This is a genomic window from Pseudomonas sp. 43(2021), assembly GCF_017490805.1.
Classification (GTDB): domain Bacteria; phylum Pseudomonadota; class Gammaproteobacteria; order Pseudomonadales; family Pseudomonadaceae; genus Aquipseudomonas.
The window spans coordinates 36,565-54,620 of the sequence record NZ_JAFGYJ010000019.1; the positions used below are offsets into that span (position 1 = coordinate 36,565).

General features: G+C 63.1%; 16 protein-coding genes and 1 other RNA gene. 8 read left to right on the forward strand and 9 right to left on the reverse strand.

The features are described from left to right. Window positions 1-29: 29 nt before the first annotated feature. From J5M71_RS17190 to gabP, 5 genes are all read left to right on the forward strand, one after another. On the forward strand, window positions 30-599 hold the full coding sequence (locus J5M71_RS17190) for a GNAT family N-acetyltransferase (protein ID WP_063911820.1): 570 nt from the start codon (window positions 30-32) through the stop codon (window positions 597-599). Window positions 600-746: 147 nt separating this feature from the next. After that, window positions 747-1,616, forward strand: a complete 870-nt coding sequence (tesB, locus tag J5M71_RS17195) for an acyl-CoA thioesterase II (protein WP_063911819.1) — start codon at window positions 747-749, stop codon at window positions 1,614-1,616. Continuing rightward, window positions 1,613-2,203: an HAD family hydrolase gene (locus tag J5M71_RS17200; RefSeq protein ID WP_063911818.1), complete on the forward strand. Its 591-nt coding sequence runs from the start codon at window positions 1,613-1,615 to the stop codon at window positions 2,201-2,203. The genes tesB and J5M71_RS17200 overlap by 4 nt, the downstream gene beginning before the upstream one ends. Window positions 2,204-2,368: 165 nt before the next feature. Next, the gene (locus J5M71_RS17205) at window positions 2,369-3,379 is read left to right on the forward strand and encodes an NAD(P)-dependent alcohol dehydrogenase (RefSeq protein WP_063911817.1); all 1,011 of its coding nucleotides are present in this window, start codon (window positions 2,369-2,371) and stop codon (window positions 3,377-3,379) included. 337 nt (window positions 3,380-3,716) lie between these two features. After that, on the forward strand, window positions 3,717-5,108 hold the full coding sequence (gene gabP, locus J5M71_RS17210; protein WP_207834293.1) for a GABA permease: 1,392 nt from the start codon (window positions 3,717-3,719) through the stop codon (window positions 5,106-5,108). A 57-nt stretch (window positions 5,109-5,165) separates the two neighbouring features. Here gabP and J5M71_RS17215 read toward each other — a convergent pair whose 3' ends face one another. Next, a complete protein-coding gene (locus J5M71_RS17215; protein WP_207834295.1) occupies window positions 5,166-6,029 on the reverse strand; it encodes a LysR family transcriptional regulator in 864 nt (287 codons plus the stop codon). Between the two features lie 176 nt (window positions 6,030-6,205). On the opposite strand from J5M71_RS17215, the gene J5M71_RS17220 reads away from it, so the two are divergent. Next, window positions 6,206-7,732: an MFS transporter gene (locus J5M71_RS17220; RefSeq protein ID WP_207834297.1), complete on the forward strand. Its 1,527-nt coding sequence runs from the start codon at window positions 6,206-6,208 to the stop codon at window positions 7,730-7,732. A 163-nt stretch (window positions 7,733-7,895) separates the two neighbouring features. After that, the gene (locus tag J5M71_RS17225) at window positions 7,896-8,375 is read left to right on the forward strand and encodes a hypothetical protein (protein ID WP_207834299.1); all 480 of its coding nucleotides are present in this window, start codon (window positions 7,896-7,898) and stop codon (window positions 8,373-8,375) included. A gap of 104 nt (window positions 8,376-8,479) precedes the next feature. On the opposite strand, the gene J5M71_RS17230 is transcribed toward J5M71_RS17225, so the two are convergent. Then, window positions 8,480-8,725, reverse strand: coding sequence for a hypothetical protein (locus J5M71_RS17230; protein WP_085625711.1), 246 nt, complete (start codon window positions 8,723-8,725; stop codon window positions 8,480-8,482). A 349-nt stretch (window positions 8,726-9,074) separates the two neighbouring features. Between J5M71_RS17230 and J5M71_RS17235 the strand changes: the two genes are divergently transcribed. Next, window positions 9,075-9,953, forward strand: coding sequence for a WYL domain-containing protein (locus tag J5M71_RS17235; RefSeq protein WP_085625710.1), 879 nt, complete (start codon window positions 9,075-9,077; stop codon window positions 9,951-9,953). Between the two features lie 398 nt (window positions 9,954-10,351). On the opposite strand, the gene J5M71_RS17240 is transcribed toward J5M71_RS17235, so the two are convergent. The 7 genes from J5M71_RS17240 to J5M71_RS17270 form a co-directional block, all read right to left on the reverse strand. Further along, entirely contained in the window at window positions 10,352-10,615 is a 264-nt protein-coding gene (locus J5M71_RS17240; protein ID WP_207834301.1) for a DUF3077 domain-containing protein, read from the reverse strand. Window positions 10,616-10,638: 23 nt separating this feature from the next. Beyond that, window positions 10,639-10,881, reverse strand: coding sequence for a hypothetical protein (locus tag J5M71_RS17245; protein ID WP_207834303.1), 243 nt, complete (start codon window positions 10,879-10,881; stop codon window positions 10,639-10,641). 354 nt (window positions 10,882-11,235) lie between these two features. Further along, window positions 11,236-11,627, reverse strand: a transfer-messenger RNA (tmRNA) gene (gene ssrA / locus J5M71_RS17250). Window positions 11,628-11,726: 99 nt separating this feature from the next. After that, the gene (locus tag J5M71_RS17255) at window positions 11,727-12,011 is read right to left on the reverse strand and encodes a hypothetical protein (protein WP_207834306.1); all 285 of its coding nucleotides are present in this window, start codon (window positions 12,009-12,011) and stop codon (window positions 11,727-11,729) included. Between the two features lie 270 nt (window positions 12,012-12,281). Beyond that, window positions 12,282-15,092, reverse strand: coding sequence for an FAD-binding and (Fe-S)-binding domain-containing protein (locus J5M71_RS17260; protein WP_207834314.1), 2,811 nt, complete (start codon window positions 15,090-15,092; stop codon window positions 12,282-12,284). 75 nt (window positions 15,093-15,167) lie between these two features. After that, window positions 15,168-16,313 carry an FMN-dependent L-lactate dehydrogenase LldD gene (gene lldD / locus J5M71_RS17265; RefSeq protein WP_013974303.1) on the reverse strand — a complete coding sequence of 382 codons (1,146 nt, stop codon included), beginning with the start codon at window positions 16,311-16,313 and terminating at the stop codon, window positions 15,168-15,170. A gap of 63 nt (window positions 16,314-16,376) precedes the next feature. Next, window positions 16,377-18,047 carry a lactate permease LctP family transporter gene (locus tag J5M71_RS17270; RefSeq protein ID WP_063911803.1) on the reverse strand — a complete coding sequence of 557 codons (1,671 nt, stop codon included), beginning with the start codon at window positions 18,045-18,047 and terminating at the stop codon, window positions 16,377-16,379. Between the last annotated feature and the right edge of the window lie 9 nt (window positions 18,048-18,056).

Here is an 18,056-nt window from a genome sequence, read left to right on the forward strand (position 1 = left end):
TGCAAGACAGTAAAACCGGAGCATGTCCCATGACCCCTATCTTGCAACTGGAAAGCGCACGCCTGGTGTTGCGCCAATGGCACGACGAAGACCTGCGCGAGTTTGCTGCGATGTGCGCCGACCCGCAGGTGATGCGCTACTTCCCGGCGCCGCTGACACGCCTGGAGGCGGCTGCCCTGATCGGCCGCGTGCGCGGGCATTTCAATGAATACGGCTTTGGCCTGTGGGCCCTGGAGCGCAAGGACAGCGGTGCCTTCATCGGCATGACCGGGTTGCTGCACGTGGGCTTCGATGCCGATTTCACGCCGGCGGTGGAGATCGGCTGGCGCCTGGCACGCCGTCACTGGGGCCTGGGTTTTGCCAGTGAGGCGGCGTGGACTTGCCTGCGTTGTGCTTTTGCCCAATTGCGCCTGGAAGAGGTGGTGTCGTTCACTAGCGAGAGCAACCTGCCCTCGCAGAAGGTCATGCAGGCCATCGGTATGCAGCAGGACCTGAACGGTAGTTTCGAACACCCCCGCCTGCCCGTGGGCCACCCGCTGCGCCCGCATGTGCTGTACCGCATCGACCGCGCACACTGGGAGCGTACCCTGCGCGCCTGAATGCATGGCCATGCCCGGCGCGAATGACAAACCCTGTATCATTTCCCTAATGGAGGGCGCTTGCCGCAAGATGTTCAGCGCCTATGAGATCGAGCGCCGCTTGGGCGGCGCATCGCGAGCAAGACTCGCTCCTACGGAGAACCCCCGATGAGTCATGTGTTGGACGACCTGGTCGACCTGTTGAGCCTCGAGTCCATCGAGGAGAACCTGTTCCGTGGACGCAGCCAGGACCTGGGCTTCCGCCAGTTGTACGGCGGGCAGGTATTGGGCCAATCATTGTCGGCGGCCAGCCAGACGGTCGAGGATGCACGCCATGTGCATTCGTTGCACGGCTACTTCCTGCGCCCTGGCGATGCCAGCCTGCCGGTGGTGTATTCGGTGGACCGCGTGCGCGATGGCGGCAGCTTCAGCACCCGACGGGTGACGGCGATCCAGAAAGGCCAGACGATCTTTACCTGCAGCGCCTCGTTCCAGTACGACGAGGAAGGTTTCCAGCACCAGGCGCCGATGCCCGAGGTGGTCGGCCCGGAGAACCTGCCCAGTGAAGTCGAGCTGGCCCGGGCCATGGCCGACCAGCTGCCCGAGCGCATTCGCGACAAGGTGCTGTGCGCCAAGCCGATCGAGATCCGCCCGGTCACCGAGCGCGACCCGTTCAACCCCAAGCCTGGCGACCCGGTGAAGTACGCCTGGTTTCGCGCCGACGGCAACCTGCCCGATATCCCCGCCCTGCACAAATACCTGCTGGCCTACGCCTCGGACTTCGGCCTGCTGACCACCTCGTTGCTGCCCCATGGCAAATCGGTGTGGCAGCGCGACATGCAGATCGCCAGCCTCGACCACTCACTGTGGTTCCACGGCAACCTGCGTGCCGACGAGTGGCTGCTGTACGCCACCGACAGCCCCTGGGCGGGTAATGCCCGTGGCTTCTGCCGCGGCAACATCTTCAACCAGGCCGGGCAACTGGTGGCGTCGTCGTGCCAGGAAGGCCTGATTCGCCACCGCAAGGACTGGGCATGAGCCTGGGCGAGGTGCGCAACTGGGTGTTCGACATGGACGGCACCCTGACCGTGGCCGTGCACGATTTTGCCGCCATCCGCGTGGCGCTGGATATCCCGGCCGAGCACGACATCCTCACCCACCTGGCGGCCTTGCCGGCGGACGAAGCGGCAGCCAAGCATGCCTGGCTGCTGGAGCACGAGCGCGACCTGGCAATTGCCTCCACGGCGGCCACCGGGGCGGTGGAACTGGTGCGCGAACTGGCCGAGCGTGGTTGTCGGCTGGGCATTCTGACCCGTAATGCCCGCGAGTTGGCGCATGTGACGCTGGAGGCCATCGGCCTGGCGGACTGTTTCCCGGTGGAGCACATTCTCGGGCGTGACGAAGCGGCGCCCAAGCCTAGCCCGGATGGGCTGCTGAAGATTGCCAATGCCTGGGGTGTGGCACCGGGTGAGCTGGTGATGGTGGGGGATTACCGGTTTGACCTGGACTGTGGGCGGGCTGCTGGGGCGCGCACGGTGCTGGTGAACCTGCCGGACAATCCGTGGCCGGAACTGGTGGATTGGCATGCGGCCGATTGCCGGGCACTGAAGGTGATGCTGGGCTGAGTTTTTGTGTCGCCTGTGCGGGCCTCTTCGCGGGTAAACCCGCTCCTACAGGGACCGCGCCGAGCTCAAGTCCAGCACTCAACCTGTGGGAGCGGGTTCTCCCGCGAAGAGGCCGGACCTGTCTATGCTGAACCCCAATCTATTCCCTGAACGGAGACCCTACCCATGACCAGCAAGGCCATTTACGTAAAACCCGGCGGCGGCTACGACAAGGTCGAGGTCGGTAGCAGCGAGGCTCCTGCACCCCAGGCCGGCGAGATCACCGTGCGCCTGCACGCCAGCTCCCTCAATTATCACGATTTCGCCGTGGTCAGCGGCATGTGGGGCCCGAGCGAGCGGCGCATCCCCATGGCCGATGGCGCTGGCGAAGTGGTCGCGGTGGGGAGTGGCGTCACCGAGTTCCAGGTTGGCGACAATGTGGTCAGTACCTTCTTCCCCGACTGGCTCGACGGCCAGGCCAATGTCGAAGGCTTTGCCAGGGTGCCCGGGGACGGTATCGATGGTTACGCCCGTGAACAGGTCACCGCTCGCGCCACCGCGTTCACCCTGGCGCCCAAGGGCTTCAGCCACGCTGAAGCTGCCACGCTGACCACGGCCGGTCTCACGGCCTGGCGTGCGCTGATGAGCGACGACCACCTCAAGCCCGGCGATACGGTGCTGGTGCAGGGCACCGGCGGTGTGTCGATCTTCGCCCTGCAGTTTGCCAAGCTGGCCGGTGCGACGGTGATCGCCACCTCGTCCAGCGACGCCAAGCTGGAGCGTCTGAAGGCCCTGGGTGCCGACCATCTGATCAACTACAAGAGCACCCCGGCCTGGGGTGAGAAAGTGCGCGAGCTGACCGGCAACCGCGGCGTCGACCATGTGATCGAAGTGGGCGGCCCGGCGACGTTGGAGCAATCGATGATTGCCACGCGCATTGGTGGACATGTGTCGTTGATCGGCATCCTCACCGGCGTGGCCGGGCAGTTGCCGCTGGTGCAGGCGCTGGTGCGGCAGATTCGCCTGCAAGGTGTGCTGGTGGGCAGCCGCGCCCAGCAGCAGGCGATGGTGCGGGCTATCGATGCCAACGGCCTGCGGCCGGTGGTGGACAAGCATTTCGAGCTGGAGCAGATCGTCGAGGCTTTCCGTTATCAGGAGAGCAACCGGCACTTCGGCAAGATCTGCCTGACCTGGTAACGGCCTGGGCTGCTTTGCAGCCCAGGCACAATACACTCGAATGAAAAACAAAAGCTCCAGACGGCCCGGTGACGCGATCGGGCATGCCGTCGGTGACAGCTGGCGGCAATGGAAATGCCCTGTCGTGATCAAACAGTTTCGGGGCGTTCTCGTGTAATTACCCACAGCCCTGCAAGGCTTAAATGAAGCCCGACCTGCACTGACACGTTGCTCTGTGACGCGTGCCAAATATCAACAACAGAGCGCGAGTAACGTGTCGACTTTTTGATTTCAAAGGAGATATTTTCGCCTACGCCTGCCCGCCCATCCTTGTGTCAGCAAAAAGAGAACAACATCAATGAACACCGTGGGATCTGATGGCAACCTTGCCCAAGGTTTCAAGCCACGTCATGTAACGATGCTGTCTATCGCCGGCATCATCGGCGCCGGACTTTTCGTCGGCTCTGGCCACGCCATCGCGGCAGCCGGGCCAGCTACAATAATTTCCTATTTCGTGGCCGGGGCCCTGGTGGTACTGGTCATGCGCATGCTCGGCGAAATGGCCGTGGCACACCCGGACACCGGATCGTTTTCCACCTACGCCGAGCAGGCCATCGGCCGCTGGGCTGGCTACACCATCGGCTGGCTGTACTGGTGGTTCTGGGTACTGGTGATCCCGATCGAAGCGCTGGCCGCCGGGCATGTGCTGAACGCCTGGTTCCCGCAGGTGGACAGCTGGATATTCGCCCTGGCTTCAGTGCTGCTGCTGGCCGGTACCAATCTGTTCAGCGTGGCCAAGTACGGTGAGTTCGAATTCTGGTTCGCCATTCTCAAGGTCACGGCCATTCTCGGTTTCATCGGCCTGGGTTTCGCCGCGCTGATGGGCTGGCTGCCCAACCGTGAGGTCAGTGGCCTGAGCGGCTTGATGGCCGAGCACGGCGGCTTCGCGCCGAAGGGCTGGTCGGCCGTGGTCGGGGCGTTCATCACCGTGATGTTCAGCTTCATCGGCACCGAAGCGGTGACCATCGCCGCGTCCGAATCCAGCGACCCGTCGCGCAACATCGCCAAGGCCACTCGCTCGGTGATCTGGCGCATCAGCACCTTCTACATCCTGTCGATCTTCGTGATCATTTCGGTGGTGCCGTGGAACGACCCTCAGCTGGCGGTGGTGGGTTCCTACCAGCGTGCGCTGGAGATCATGAACATTCCCAACGCGGCCTTCATGGTCGACCTTGTGGTGCTGGTGGCAGTGACCAGCTGCATGAACTCGTCGATCTACATTGCCTCGCGGATGATGTACTCGCTGGCCAAGCGCGGTGACGCACCGGCCATGCTCAACAAGACCTCCAAGGTCGGTGTACCGCGCGCTGCGGTATTCGGCAGCACGCTGATCGGCGCGGCCATTGCCATCCTCAACTACTTCGCGCCGAAGGGCGTGTTCGAGTTCCTGCTGGCCAGCTCCGGGGCCATTGCCTTGCTGGTGTACATGGTCATCGCCATTTCGCAGCTGCGCATGCGCCGCCGCCTGGAGCGGGAGAACACCGAGCTGAAGTTCCGCATGTGGCTGTTCCCGTACCTGACCTGGGCGGTGATCCTGTTCATTGGCGGGGCACTGGCGGTCATGATGTTCACGCCTGAACACCGGGCAGAAGTGAGCTCGACATTGGGCCTGGCGATCGTGATTTCCTTCCTGGGGATCGTGACCACGCGGGGCCATGCGCAACCCGTGGCGGTGCGTTCGATGGGGTGATTGAGTTCACCTGGCGGTAGGGCAAAGGGCACCAGTGGATGGGTGCCCTTTGTTTTTTCAGCCTTTCATCATCTTGATGTAGCTGATTGTCGCTGGCGCTTTCTCGAAGCGCCGGTGAATCAGGCTAAGCCACGAGCTGGCCTGGCAGTCGACAATACGCCGGTAGTTCACCTGCGGCAGGCTGATGCGCTGTACCACCGATTCCGGCACCACTGCGATGCCTTGGCCGAGTGACACCAGGGTGATCACCGCCACCAGGCTACCCGGCTGTGGGCCGAGCCTCGGGACGAAGCCACCTTGTGCCGCTACCTCCAGCGTCCCGGAGATCTGCTCGGGCAGGATGAAGGTTTCATTGGCCAGGCGCGAAGCCGGGATCTGCGGAACTTCATTGATCCGCGAGCTGGCGGGCAGGGCCAGGACGAAACCTTCCTGGTGCAAGGCGATGGCTTCGAGCTCTCCGGGCAGCTCCATCGGCGAGCGCACATAGGCAAGGTCGAGCAGGCCATCGCGGACCATGCCGGGCAGTTCGGTCATGGGCAGTTCGCGAATGTTCAGGCGCACACCGGGGCAGGTTTCGCTGTAGCGGCTGACTTGCTGCTGGAGCATGCCCGAGTAAGCGGCCGAGGCCACATAGCCCAGTTCGATGCGCCCGCTTTCGCCTCGGGCGGCCCGTTGCGCGCCCAGTTGCGCGGCGTCGAACTGGCGTACGGCATGTTCGGCCTCGATCAACAGCGCCTGGCCGGCGGCGGTGAGGTTGACCTCGCGCTGGTTGCGCTCGAACAGGCGCACGCCCAGTTCGCGCTCCATGTCCTGGATCTGCCGGCTGAGGGTGGGCGGAGCGATGCCCAGTTGCTCGGCGGCGCGGGTGAAGTGACCGTGGCGGGCGACGCAGAGGAAGTAGCGGAAATGGCGGATTTCCATGGGTGTTACCTACAGGGTAATGACGCGGGCCGCCGGGGCTAACAAGCCTGGGGGCTGGCGGCGTTATGTTGAGGCCAACACTACAAGGCTGGTGGCTTGGCGGCAAAGCCTGCCCGGCGATCTTGCAGGCCAATAACACCGCCAAAACCGACCCGCTATGCATCCGGAGCCTCACCATGCCCTCTGCGCGTTTCACCTTGCTCACCGCCTCCCTGGTCTGCGCCCTGATCATTCTCGACACCAACATCGTCGCGGTCAGCCTGCCCAGCATCGCGCGCGAACTGTCCGGCTCGTTCGCCGATATTGAATGGGTGGTCAGCGCCTACCTGCTGGCCTTCGCCGCCTGCCTGCTGCCCGCTGGCAGCCTTGCCGACCGTTTTGGCCGCCGGCGCATGCTGCTGCTCGGCCTGGCTCTGTTCGGCATCGCCTCGCTAGCCTGCGGCGCGGCGCCCAATCTGCTGTTCCTCGACCTGGCCAGGGCAGCCAAGGGCGTTGGCGCGGCGCTTTTGCTGACCTCGGCCCTGGCCGCGATCGGCAACCGCTTCCATCAACCCCAGGAACGCATGCGCGCCTGGGCCTTCTGGGGCGCCTGCATGGGCGCCACCATCACTTTTGCGCCGCTACTGGGCGGGGTGATCGCCAGCACTCTTGGCTGGCGCTGGATCTTCTACATCAACTTGCCGTTGGTGGCAGTGCTGGCAGTGATGGTGTTGCGCAGTGTCGAAGAGTCCCGTGACAGCGCTGCGGCACGGCTCGACCCATGGGGCAGCCTGACTTTCGCCGGCAGCCTGGGTTACCTGATCTGGGCGATGATCGATGCCAACCAGGTAGGCTGGGGCAGTGCGCAAACCCTGGGGCGGCTGGTGATCAGCGCCTTCCTGTTCGGCCTGTTCGTCATGGTCGAGCGCAGCCAGGAACGGCCGATGATCGACCTGCGGCTGATGCGCAGCGGGCGTTTCGTTGGCGCCTTGCTGGGGATGTTTGCCTATGCTGCCTGCGCCCAGGTGATGATGACCCTGCTGCCGCTGTACCTGCAGAACGGCCTGCAATTGTCGGCCTTGGCTGCTGGCGCAGGCATGCTGCCGTTTGCCGTGGCCATGCTGCTGACCCCACGCCTGGGCATGCGTCTGGCTGCACGCTTGAGCCCGGCGCAGGTGTTTGCGCTGGGCCTGGTGCTGGTAGGGGCGGGCAACCTGCTGTGCGCCTGGGCTGCAGGATACGGCGGCTATAGCGCATTCGCCCTCGCCAGCGTGGTGCTGGGCGCTGGCGCCGGGCTGCTCAATGGCGATACGCAGAAGAACATCATGGCTTGCGTACCGCGTGAACGTACCGGCATGGCTTCGGGCCTGAGCACCACCACGCGGTTCGGCGCGATCGTGCTTGCCATCGGTGTTCTCGGGGGTGTGCTAGCTGCCCGCAGCGGGCAATTGTTGCATGAGGCCATGGCCACCGTGGCGCCCGCTCAATCGGGCCAGGTTGCCGCAATGGCTACCCGGGTTGCCGCAGGTGACCTGCAAGCGGCATTGGCCATGCTCGACCCAAGCCTGCGTCAAGCAGTAGCTCCCTTGGCCCGGCAGGCGTTCATGGGTGGTTTCGAAGCTGTATTGCAAGTTGCGGGCGTAGCGGCACTGCTGTTTGCCGTGTCGGTTGGCACGTTGCTGAGGCGGCCACTGCCAACCCTCCAGGGAGCACAGCAATCGTGAACCGGGTGGCCTGAAACGACGTTCGGCTTTGGAGGCAGGTCGCGTTGCATTACATGCTCCTTGCGCGCAACCAATTCAAATGATTACTCTCATTGAGGACGCGTAGACAACGGCGCCAAGGGATCTGGCAATCGCCAGATTATGCTGAGACAAGGACCTTCTCGTGCACGATTACTCCAACGAAACTTCAATCCCACAGTCCGAACTGCCGCCAGGCGTGTTTCCGCCGATGCCCGGCTTTACCATCGGCGACTTGCTTAATGTTGCCTGGCAGCCCGTTGAAGTGCTGCTTGAGCAGCGTGATATCGACCCCGGCCTGGTTCGCGAAACCAGTATTGCGATGGCCAGCCATCTGTACAACGCGCTGGAGAGAGAAGATGCCCAGTACCAGATCGCGACCTGGTACCAGAAGCCTTATGACAAGCCCGAAATGCGTGAGCGCAGCGTCGAGATCATCTCTGAACAGTTCGGGAGCATTACCTTGGATGCCGTCGCTGACTCCTTGGAGGGGTCACCTTTGCTACAGCTGGGCAAGGATTTTTATATGCAGTTCATCGAGCTGACAGGGAATGCCATCAGGGATCACATTCTGAAGTTGAATGACCCTGCCTTCGATCCGTTTGCAAACCGCGAAGACAGGTGATAGCCAGGCATTAGGCAACACGCCACTTGCGCAGCGATTCATGTAGGCAGTACCCCACCCGTGAGCCAGGCTTGCGCTGGCTCACGTTCACATCCCGGGATACTTCAGCTCTCGGGCGCCACTCCCAGCAGCATCTGAACCTGACGCCGGAGCTGCCCCACCAGCTCACGTTCAGCGCGCAACTCGGAGCGCAGCTCATTGTTCTCGTGCTCGTGAATCCGAGCGATGCGCTGCACGTCCCGATCGTTTCTGACCACATCCCAGACCTCTCCAATCCGAGAGTGCACCAGCACGAGAACGAGCAGAGTGATGCCGCTTAGGCTCAGCAGTGCGAGCTGCAGGGTTTCCATTTATCGCTTCCTTGAGTAGTGGCTGTTTGCCGTTAAGTGAAACGATATGTCTAGTAAGGCTACACGTCTATATTGGCTACTTGTACAGGTAAAGGATTAGTGCAGATCCCGCCTGCGCTTGGCTGGCGCGTGGATAGGAGGGTGAAGGCAATGTGCTATCGTGCAGGCCGCGTATGGCGTGGCCTCAAGAGGAAAGCACTCTCGCAATGGAGATTTTCGACCGCCTGCTTGATACGTATAAATACTTTACATGTCTAGCGCATGTTGAACGTAATTGAGCAGACACGTAGGATTTCACGACACATCATTCGTCTGGTCGCTACTCGCTGCCAATCATTCAGGGCCCACGATGAAACATAAGCAAAGCATGGATCAAATCCGCTGGGACCTTGCCCTGCGCTACCGCCTGATCGAAACGGTAGTCTGGTGGGAGGGGCGCCTGACCACCAACCACTTGATGCAGTGCTTCGGCATCAGCCGGCAGCAGGCATCGAAGGACATCAACACCTACATCACCGACTATGCCTCGAAGAATCTGGTCTACGACAAGCAGATCAAAGGCTACGTGCCAACCCGGCAGTTCAAACCGTTGTTCATCGACGACAGCGCCAGTGCCTACCTGGACCTGCTCAACCACAACGATGAGCGTGCGCCGCATATCGAAGGGTTGAACCTGGCTTACGCGCACACTGAAGTGTTGAAGGTACCCGATCGATCTGTGAGGCCCGAGGTGCTGCGGCCACTGCTCAAGGCGTGTCGTGAAAAGCGGCGTCTGGACATCGAGTACGTGTCGTTCAAAACCCCGGAAGTGGAAGGGCGCACCATTGCGCCGCACACGTTGGTGTACACCGGGATGCGTTGGCACGTGCGGGCTTACTGCGAGAAGAACCGGGAGTATCGGGACTTTGTGTTGAGCCGTTTTCGAGGGGAGCCGGAGCTGCTCGACGATCAGACGGAAAATGGTGTCGAGCACGACGTGGAGTGGAACACCAAGATCGATGTGATCTTCAAGCCGGACGAGCGCCTGACGCCAGCGCAACGGTCGATCATTGAAGTGGACTACGCGATGACTGATGGGCAGCTTGTGGTCAAAAGCTCACAAGCATTGGCGAAGTACGTAGTGAAACGATTTCACGTAAATCCGAACCTGCATGACGCCCGCCCTGAAGCCCAGCAGTTGGTGTTGGCGAACCGGGCTGAGTTGAAACTCTGGCTGAGCCTGGACTAAAGACGTCCCTTGTCGACCTCACGGTTTTGCACATCGAGCGGAGACGGCCGATGATGATCTGGTGGAGTGAGCATATCCAGGAAGCAGCGACTGGTAATCTGTCAGTTGTCTCCTCCTGTCGCGCGTAGCCTTTGTCGGGCGGGCTTATTGCGAACACCGGCGTAGCCGGTACCATGCACTGCACTGGATTCTTCGCGGGCTTGCCCGCTCCCACAGGTCAACTGGCTGGCATTGAATTCACACCCTACTTGTGGGAGCGGCCGTCGCCGCGGGCACCGGTGGAGCCGATGCCATGCAGCGCCTTGGATTCTTCGCGAGTAAACCCGCTCCCACAGGGTAATGAGCGAACCCGTCTGTGAACCCGGTGCTTCGCGACAGCGCAGCCCGAAGTACGGTGGCTACCGCATCATTCCTAGCTCGGCATCATCCAGCAGCGCCTTGCCCAAAGCGCAAAGATAATGCGCGGCCCAGATCAGCTTCGGCTTGTCTTCCATCAGGCCGTCGATGGTCAGGTCCCGCGCATAGCCCATCAGTTCCGAAGCTTGCTCGCGGGCGTTCTGGCAGGGTATGCCGGGCTCGATGCGGAACAGTGGGAGAGTCTGGTTTTCGCCTTGGTAGAAGATGGTTTTACCGACGGTGCATTGGGTGTCTTCGGTGGTCATTGGCCGATCTCCCTGGTCGCGAATCAGTGCACGGCTTGCGGGGCCGAGGGCTTGTGTATGTGTGCCAGCGCTGACTCGAGAAGTTTGCGCAGGGCTTCAAGCTCGTGTATTGACGCCATGATCAACAGTGACGCCAGCGATCGTGGCTGCATCAGCATTGCCTGCTGGGCTGCGGCTTCGGCACAGAGCGCGTAGTCCGAGGCGAGCATGATGGTGTCTTCCAGGGAAAGGGGATGGTGGGGTGGGTCGGGGACGATCTTCAGCATTTTTGGTCCTCAGTGGAGCGACCAGCGCTTGCTGTCAAACAAGTGGTGGCAGCTGTGTATGGGTTGACAGACCGGTGAAGACCAAACCGGCGCACACGAGGTGCCCCACACACAGCTGCCATAGGCAAAAAACCGTGTGTTTGGTCGTCATCAGCCTGTCAAAGCTGGTCGTTGATGTGCAACGACCCACCGAGCCTAGAACGCTGAAAAAACGACCGCAACGGAAAACAGGCGCAGGGAGTATCTTTGGGAAACGGCCTACACGGAAGGGGTGAAATCTGATTTTTGGGGCTCGCACACCCTAAAGTCCAGGCACAAAAAAAGACGCCCGAGGGCGTCTTCTTCTTTGGGATTTGGTGGAGCCGGGGGGATTTGAACCCCCGTCCGCCAGTACTCCGCTGTCGGTACTACATGCTTAGCCGTGTCTACTGAGTTAATCCGCAGCCGCCCGACGGGCAGGGTGCTTTGGACGAGTTGGGTAAGTTTTAGTCGCTTTGCCCCCAACGTGCTACACGACGATCCTGTTCTGTATGACAATCATTTCGGGTTTACAGGCATCCCCTGATGATTGCTGGAGCCGAAGCTACCAGGAGAGCGGGCTCAGCTGCTTACGCAGCGAGAGCGTAGCCCTCGTAGTTTTCGTCATTGGCAACTATAGAAAGTTGCAACAGTGGATTTACGAGTTCTGTTACCAACTCGGCATGCACCTAGAGTTTCGCTACCGGCGTCGAATCCTGATCGGCCCCACACTAGCTCTTGGCTAACGCACCTTACGGTACGTGAGGCCGAGTATACGCCATTGTGCGGGCGACGTCGACAGCCGGACCGGTCGCCCGCCGCTGGGCTCACGTGCCGCTACCACCGCTGCCTTTCTCGGTTTTTTCCAGGCGCTCGAGGACTTTGCTGGTGATGGCGATGCATTCCTTGGTATCGCCCGAGGCCTGGGCAGCCTTGGCTTTGTCGACGTGCTCGGTAATGGCCTTGTCCAGGCCTTCGGAGGTGGCGCCGGCGGTGGCCATGCTGTCGTCGATCTTTTGCAGGTTGGCCGTGCACAGGTCTTCGGCGGCGAACACCGGTGAAGCCAGCATGGTGGCGGCCGCGAACAGGGCCGAAAGCGCGGTACCTTTCATGGGAGTCTCCTTCTGGGCCTCTGGAAGGTGGGCCTGTAAGGGTGGACTGCGGGGGATTGGCGCGGGTTCAATCGAGATGGTGGCGGCGTGAGATGATGGTGGGGATGGCACCGGCTATGCCGGTGTTCGCGGGTGAACCCGCTCCCACATGGAATTGGGTTGGCTCGGGCATGTGCAGTACCGGTGGGAGCGGGCGTGCCCGCGAAACAGGCAGCGCGGTGCATGGCACCGGCTGCGCCGGTGTTCGCGGGCATGCCCGCTCCCACAGGGTCAGATACTGCGTGGCCGGGTGACGCGGTCTACCAGGTAGACCAGGCCGTGGTAGTCGATGCCGCTGTGGCTGGACAGGCCGATCTCGCAGGTGCGGCTGGTGGAGATGCCTTCGCTGCAATATTGCACCGCATCCTTCAGGCTGCGCAGCGAGTGGGCGTTGAGTTCGGGGGTGGTGAAGCCTTTGTCACCGGCAAAGCCGCAGCAGTGTATGCCCTCCGGGATTACCACCTGCTTGCTGCAACGCCGCGCCAGGTCGATCAGTGCCTGGCTTTCGCCCAGGTGCTGGGTGCTGCAGGTCACGTGCACGGCCACTGGTTCGTCCTGGGGGGTGAATTCCAGGCGCTCGAGCAGGTGGGTGCGGATGAAGCGCACCGGGTCGTACAGGTCCAGCCGGGTATCGCTCAGGTCCTGCACCAGGCGCAGGGTGCAGGGGCTGGTGTCGCAGTAGATCGGGTCGAGGCCGCCGCGGCTGGCGTGCAGCAGGGCGGCGATCAGTTCCTGGCGTTTGTGTTCGGCCTGCTCGGGGTAGCCCTTGGAGGCGAACGGCTGGCCGCAGCACAGGCTGTCGGCGTTGTCGGGGAACACTACCTGGTAACCAGCCTTTTCCAGCAGGGCGCGGGTCTTGTCCAGTAGCGAGCTCTGCTCGCGGTCGGCATAGGCCGGGCCCATCACCCGCGAGACGCAGGCAGCCAGGTACACCACGCGGGGGCGGGCGTCGTTGCTGGCCGGGCCGAAGTCCAGCGGGCGCAGGGGTTGTGGCATGGCCGGGGTCCACTGCGGCAGGCGGCCTTTGCTGGCTTTGTTCAGCGCGGCGCTCAGGCGGCCCAGGCGTGGGGCGCCGAGCAGCTTGCGCGCGGTGTTGGCGGCGGTCAGGGTCAGGCGCGCGCCGCCCAGGGCGGTGTGGAAGTGTTCGGCCAGCCAGTCGGCGGCTTTTTCGTGTGCGGCGGCCTGGCTGCGCAGTTTCTTCACCAGTTCGCCGGTGTTGATGCCGACCGGGCAGCGCTGGGCGCACAGGCCGGTGGCGGCGCAGGTGTCGATACCCTGGTACTGGTAGGTCTGCATCAGCTCGCGGGTGTCGATGCCGGCGCGCTGTTTGGCCTGAATGTCACGCCACATGACGATGCGCTGGCGCGGGCTGAGGGTCAGGCCCTTGGACGGGCACACCGGTTCGCAGAAGCCGCACTCGATGCACTTGTCGACGATCTCGTCGGCAGCGGGCAGCGGCTTGAGGTTTTTCAGGTGGATGTCCGGGTCTTCGCTCAACACCACGTCGGGGTTGAGGATGCCGTTGGGGTCGAGCAGGCGCTTCAGCTTCCACATCAGCTGGTAGGCATCCTGCCCCCACTCCAGCTCCACGAACGGCGCCATGTTGCGCCCGGTGCCGTGCTCGGCCTTGAGCGAGCCGCCAAACTCCACCGCCACCAGTTGCGCCACGTCGTCCATGAAGGCCTGGTAGCGGGCGACTTCCTCGGCGCTGTTGAAACCCTGGGTAAAGACGAAATGCAGGTTACCTTCCAGGGCATGGCCGAAAATGATCGCTTCGTCGTAGCGGTGCTTGTCGAACAGCTGGATCAGGCGGTTGACGCCTTCGGCCAGTTGCTCGATGGGGAAAGTCACGTCTTCGATGATGACGGTGGTGCCGGTCTGGCGCACGGCGCCGACGGCGGGGAAGGTGTCCTTGCGGATTTTCCACAGCTGGTTGTAAACAGTCGGGTCTTCGCTGAAGTCCACCTGCTGTTCCAGTGGGAAGTCGGCAATCGAGGCCATCACCTGTTGCAGTTGTTCATGCAGCAGGCTCTGGCTGGCGGCGCGGGACTCGATCAGCAGGGCGCAGGCGTTGTCCGACAGGCCTTTTACCCACAGCGGCATGCCAGGCATGTCCTGCACCGAGCGCAGGCTACGGCGGTCGAGCAGTTCCACGGCCGAAACCGGCTGGCGCTTGAGCACGGTCACCGCACGGCAGCAGCTTTCCACGCTGGGGAACACCAACAGCGCGCTGGCCTTGTGCGGGTGGTCGGGCACGGTGTCGTAGGTGACGGCACTGATGAAGCCCAGGGTACCTTCGGAACCGACCAGCAGGTGCTGCAGGATATCCAGCGGCTGGTCGTAGTCCACCAGCGCGTTCAGCGATAGGCCGGTGGTGTTCTTCAGCCGGTACTTGTGCCGGATACGCTCGGCAAGTGCGGTGTTGGCGCGGGTCTCGCGGCCCAGGCGGGCCAGTGCTTCCAGCAGGTCGGCGTGGCTGGCCTCGAACGCGGCGACGCTGGCCGGGTCTTCGCTGTCCAGGCGCGTGCCGTCGGCCAGCACCAGGCGCAGGCCGGCCAGGGTATGGTAGGTGTTCTGCGCGGTGCCGCAGCACATGCCGCTGGCGTTGTTGGCGACGATGCCGCCAATCTTGCAGGCGTTGATCGAGGCCGGATCGGGGCCGATCTTGCGCCCGAAAGGCGCCAGCCAGGCGTTGGCCTGGGCGCCGATGACCCCGGGTTGCAGGCGGATCTGCTCGCCTTGGCCGCGGATTTCGCGGCCGTTCCAGTTATCGCCGAGCACGATCAGCACCGAGTCGCTGATGGCCTGGCCGGACAGGCTGGTGCCGGCGGCGCGGAAGGTGACCGGCACGCGCTCGCGCTGGGCCAGTTTGATCAGGCCGACCACTTCGTCCTCGGACTCGACGCGCACCACCAGCTTGGGAATCAGGCGGTAGAAGCTGGCGTCGGTGCCGAAGGCCAGGGTGGAGGTGGGGTCGTCGAAACGGCGTTCGGCGGGGATCAGGCGCTCGGCATCACGCAGGAACGCGGCGGGCAGGCTCATGCAGTCTCCTCGCGGGGCCGTGGCGTCTGTGCGCCACATGCCCCGGGTCAATCAGGCGGTCGTTCTTGCGGGCGGTCAGGCGCCCAGTTCGCGTACCAGCGAGTCGCGGGTGATTTCGCTGATCGACTTGGCGCCGGTCAGTACCATGGCCACGCGCATTTCCTTCTCGAACAGCTCCAGCAGGTTTTTCACCCCGGCCTGGCCGTGCACGGCAAGGGCGTAGAGGAAGGCGCGGCCGATCAGTACGGTATCGGCACCCAGGGCGATCATGCGTACCACGTCGAGGCCGCTGCGGATGCCGGAGTCGGCGAGGATCTTCAGGTCACCTTTGACCGCATCGGCAATCGCCGGCAGGGCGCGGGCGCTGGACAGCACGCCATCGAGCTGGCGGCCGCCGTGGTTGGACACGACGATGCCGTCGGCACCGAACCTGACTGCATCGCGGGCGTCATCGGCATCGAGAATGCCCTTGATGATCATCGGGCCATCCCAGAACTCGCGGATCCACTCCAGGTCTTTCCAGGAGATCGACGGGTCGAAGTTGTTGGCCAGCCAGCCGATGTAGTCGGCAAGGCCCGTGGGGTTGCCACGGTAGGTGGAAATGTTGCCCAGGTCGTGTGGGCGGCCCATCACGCCGACATCCCATGCCCACTCGGGGTGGGTCATGGCTTGCAGCACGCGGCGCAGCGGGCCGTTCTTGCCGCTCATGCCAGAGTGGGCGTCGCGGTAGCGGGCGCCTGGGGTTGGCATGTCGACGGTGAACACCAGGGTCTTGACCCCGGCGGCCTTGGCCCGCTCCAGGGCGTTGCGCATGAAACCGCGGTCCTTGAGCACGTACAGCTGGAACCACATCGGCCGGTCGATGGCCGGGGCCACTTCTTCGATCGGGCACACCGACACAGTGGACATGGTGAACGGGATGCCGTGGGCCGCCGCTGCGCGCGCCGCCTGCACTTCGCCACGGCGGGCGTACATGCCGGTGAGGCCGACCGGGGCCAGGGCCACCGGCATGCTCAGGGTTTCGTCGAACAGCTTGGTCTGCAGGCTGAGCTCGGACATGTTCTTCAGCACGCGCTGACGCAGGGCAATGCTGGCCAGGTCCGAGACGTTGTGGCGCAGGGTGTGCTCGGCGTAGGCGCCGCCGTCGGCATAGTGGAACAGGAAGGGAGGCAGCTTGCGTTGGGCCGCGGCGCGATAGTCGGTAGAGGCAGAAATGATCATGGATTCTCGCAGCGTTGCGTGTGGGGATTGCCGGGCGCGCGATGGCGCCCGGCCCCTTTCACTTTAGTGATGAACCAGCATGCCGGTCAGCCAGTAGGCCTGGATCAGGGTGATCAGGCCGACGATGGTGGCGAAGAACAGGCTGTGCTTGACGGTGAAGCGGAACAGGTCGGATTCCTTGCCGACCAGGCCGGTGGCGGCGCAGGCCACGGCGATCGATTGCGGCGAGATCATCTTGCCGGTCACGCCGCCGCTGGTGTTGGCCGCTACCAGCAGGGTGTCGTTGACCCCGATCTGGTGTGCGGTGGTGGCCTGCAGCGAGCTGAACAGGGCGTTGGACGAGGTGTCGGAACCGGTCAGGAACACGCCAAGCCAGCCGAGGAACGGCGAGAAGAACGGGAACGCGGCACCGGTACCGGCCAGCACCAGGGCCATGGTCGAGGACATGCCCGAGTAGTTGGTGACGAAGGCGAAGGCCAGCACCATGCCGATCGACAGGATGGGCCAGCGCAGTTCCCAGAAGGTTTCCTTGAAAGTGGTCAGACCAGTTTTGAAGTTGATCTTCAGCACCGCCATGGAGATCAGCGCCGAGAGGAAGATCGCGGTGCCGGTGGCAGAGATCGGGTCGAGCTTGAACACCGCTGGCATGGCGGTTGGCGCGGCGACGATCGGTGCGCTCTTGATCACCAGCTGGTCGAGGTGCGGGATGGCGAAGTTGAACACGAAGTTGTACATCGCGCCGCCCGGGGCGAAGGCCGCCTTGAATGGCTTCAGGGTCCAGATGGTCACCAGCACGGTGAGGATCAGGAACGGCGACCAGGCCTTGAAGATCTCGCCAAAGCTGTAGGGGCTTGGCTGGCTGCCGCTTGGCTGCACCACGGCGGCGCCGACGCTGCCTTTGGCTTCGGCGAACGAACGCTTGGGCTGCCAGACTTTCAGGAACAGGGTCAGGGCGATCAGGCTGGCCAGGGCCGAGGTGATGTCCGGCAGCTCCGGGCCGATGAAGTTCGAGGTGAAGTACTGGGTGACGGCGAAGCTCAGGCCGGCGACCAGGGCGGCAGGCCAGGTTTCCTTCACGCCACGCAGGCCGTCCATCATGAACACCAGCCAGAACGGCACGAACAGCGACAGCAGCGGCAGCTGGCGACCGGTCATGGCGCCAATGTGGAAGGCGTCGATACCGGTGACCTGGCCGGCCACGATGATCGGGATGCCCAGGGCGCCGAAGGCCACTGGCGCGGTATTGGCGATCAGGCACAGGCCGGCGGCGTACAGCGGGTTGAAGCCCAGGCCCACCAGCAGCGCGGCAGTGATTGCCACCGGTGCACCAAAGCCCGCCGCACCTTCCAGGAAGGCGCCGAAGCAGAAGCCGATCAGCAGCACTTGCAGGCGCTGGTCGTCGGTAATCGACAGCACCGAGCTGCGGATCACTTCGAACTGGCCGCTCTTGACCGTGAGTTTGTACAGGAACACCGCAGCAACGATGATCCAGGCAATCGGCCAGAGGCCGTAGAGGAAGCCATAACCCGCGGCGGCGAATGCCATGTCGACAGGCATCTGGAAGGCAAAGATTGCCACCAGTATCGACAACGCGAGGGTGATGCTGCCGGCCACGTGGCCTTTGAGGCGGAACACGGCGAGGGCAAGGAAGAAGAAGACGATGGGAATGACCGCCGCCAGTGCGGACAGGCCAAGACTACCAAGCGGGCTATAGAGTTGTTGCCAGGTTTGCATATGGGGTGG

Excerpts from the sequence above, each read along its gene's own strand:
- J5M71_RS17190 (WP_063911820.1), top strand. The coding sequence starts at position 30 with ATGACCCCTATCTTGCAACTGGAAAGCGCACGCCTGGTGTTGCGCCAA.
- tesB (WP_063911819.1), top strand. The coding sequence starts at position 747 with ATGAGTCATGTGTTGGACGACCTGGTCGACCTGTTGAGCCTCGAGTCC.
- J5M71_RS17200 (WP_063911818.1), top strand. The coding sequence starts at position 1,613 with ATGAGCCTGGGCGAGGTGCGCAACTGGGTGTTCGACATGGACGGCACC.
- J5M71_RS17205 (WP_063911817.1), top strand. The coding sequence starts at position 2,369 with ATGACCAGCAAGGCCATTTACGTAAAACCCGGCGGCGGCTACGACAAG.
- gabP (WP_207834293.1), top strand. The coding sequence starts at position 3,717 with ATGAACACCGTGGGATCTGATGGCAACCTTGCCCAAGGTTTCAAGCCA.
- J5M71_RS17215 (WP_207834295.1), bottom strand. The coding sequence starts at position 6,029 with ATGGAAATCCGCCATTTCCGCTACTTCCTCTGCGTCGCCCGCCACGGT.
- J5M71_RS17220 (WP_207834297.1), top strand. The coding sequence starts at position 6,206 with ATGCCCTCTGCGCGTTTCACCTTGCTCACCGCCTCCCTGGTCTGCGCC.
- J5M71_RS17230 (WP_085625711.1), bottom strand. The coding sequence starts at position 8,725 with ATGGAAACCCTGCAGCTCGCACTGCTGAGCCTAAGCGGCATCACTCTG.
- J5M71_RS17235 (WP_085625710.1), top strand. The coding sequence starts at position 9,075 with ATGAAACATAAGCAAAGCATGGATCAAATCCGCTGGGACCTTGCCCTG.
- J5M71_RS17240 (WP_207834301.1), bottom strand. The coding sequence starts at position 10,615 with ATGACCACCGAAGACACCCAATGCACCGTCGGTAAAACCATCTTCTAC.
- J5M71_RS17245 (WP_207834303.1), bottom strand. The coding sequence starts at position 10,881 with ATGCTGAAGATCGTCCCCGACCCACCCCACCATCCCCTTTCCCTGGAA.
- J5M71_RS17255 (WP_207834306.1), bottom strand. The coding sequence starts at position 12,011 with ATGAAAGGTACCGCGCTTTCGGCCCTGTTCGCGGCCGCCACCATGCTG.
- J5M71_RS17260 (WP_207834314.1), bottom strand. The coding sequence starts at position 15,092 with ATGAGCCTGCCCGCCGCGTTCCTGCGTGATGCCGAGCGCCTGATCCCC.
- lldD (WP_013974303.1), bottom strand. The coding sequence starts at position 16,313 with ATGATCATTTCTGCCTCTACCGACTATCGCGCCGCGGCCCAACGCAAG.
- J5M71_RS17270 (WP_063911803.1), bottom strand. The coding sequence starts at position 18,047 with ATGCAAACCTGGCAACAACTCTATAGCCCGCTTGGTAGTCTTGGCCTG.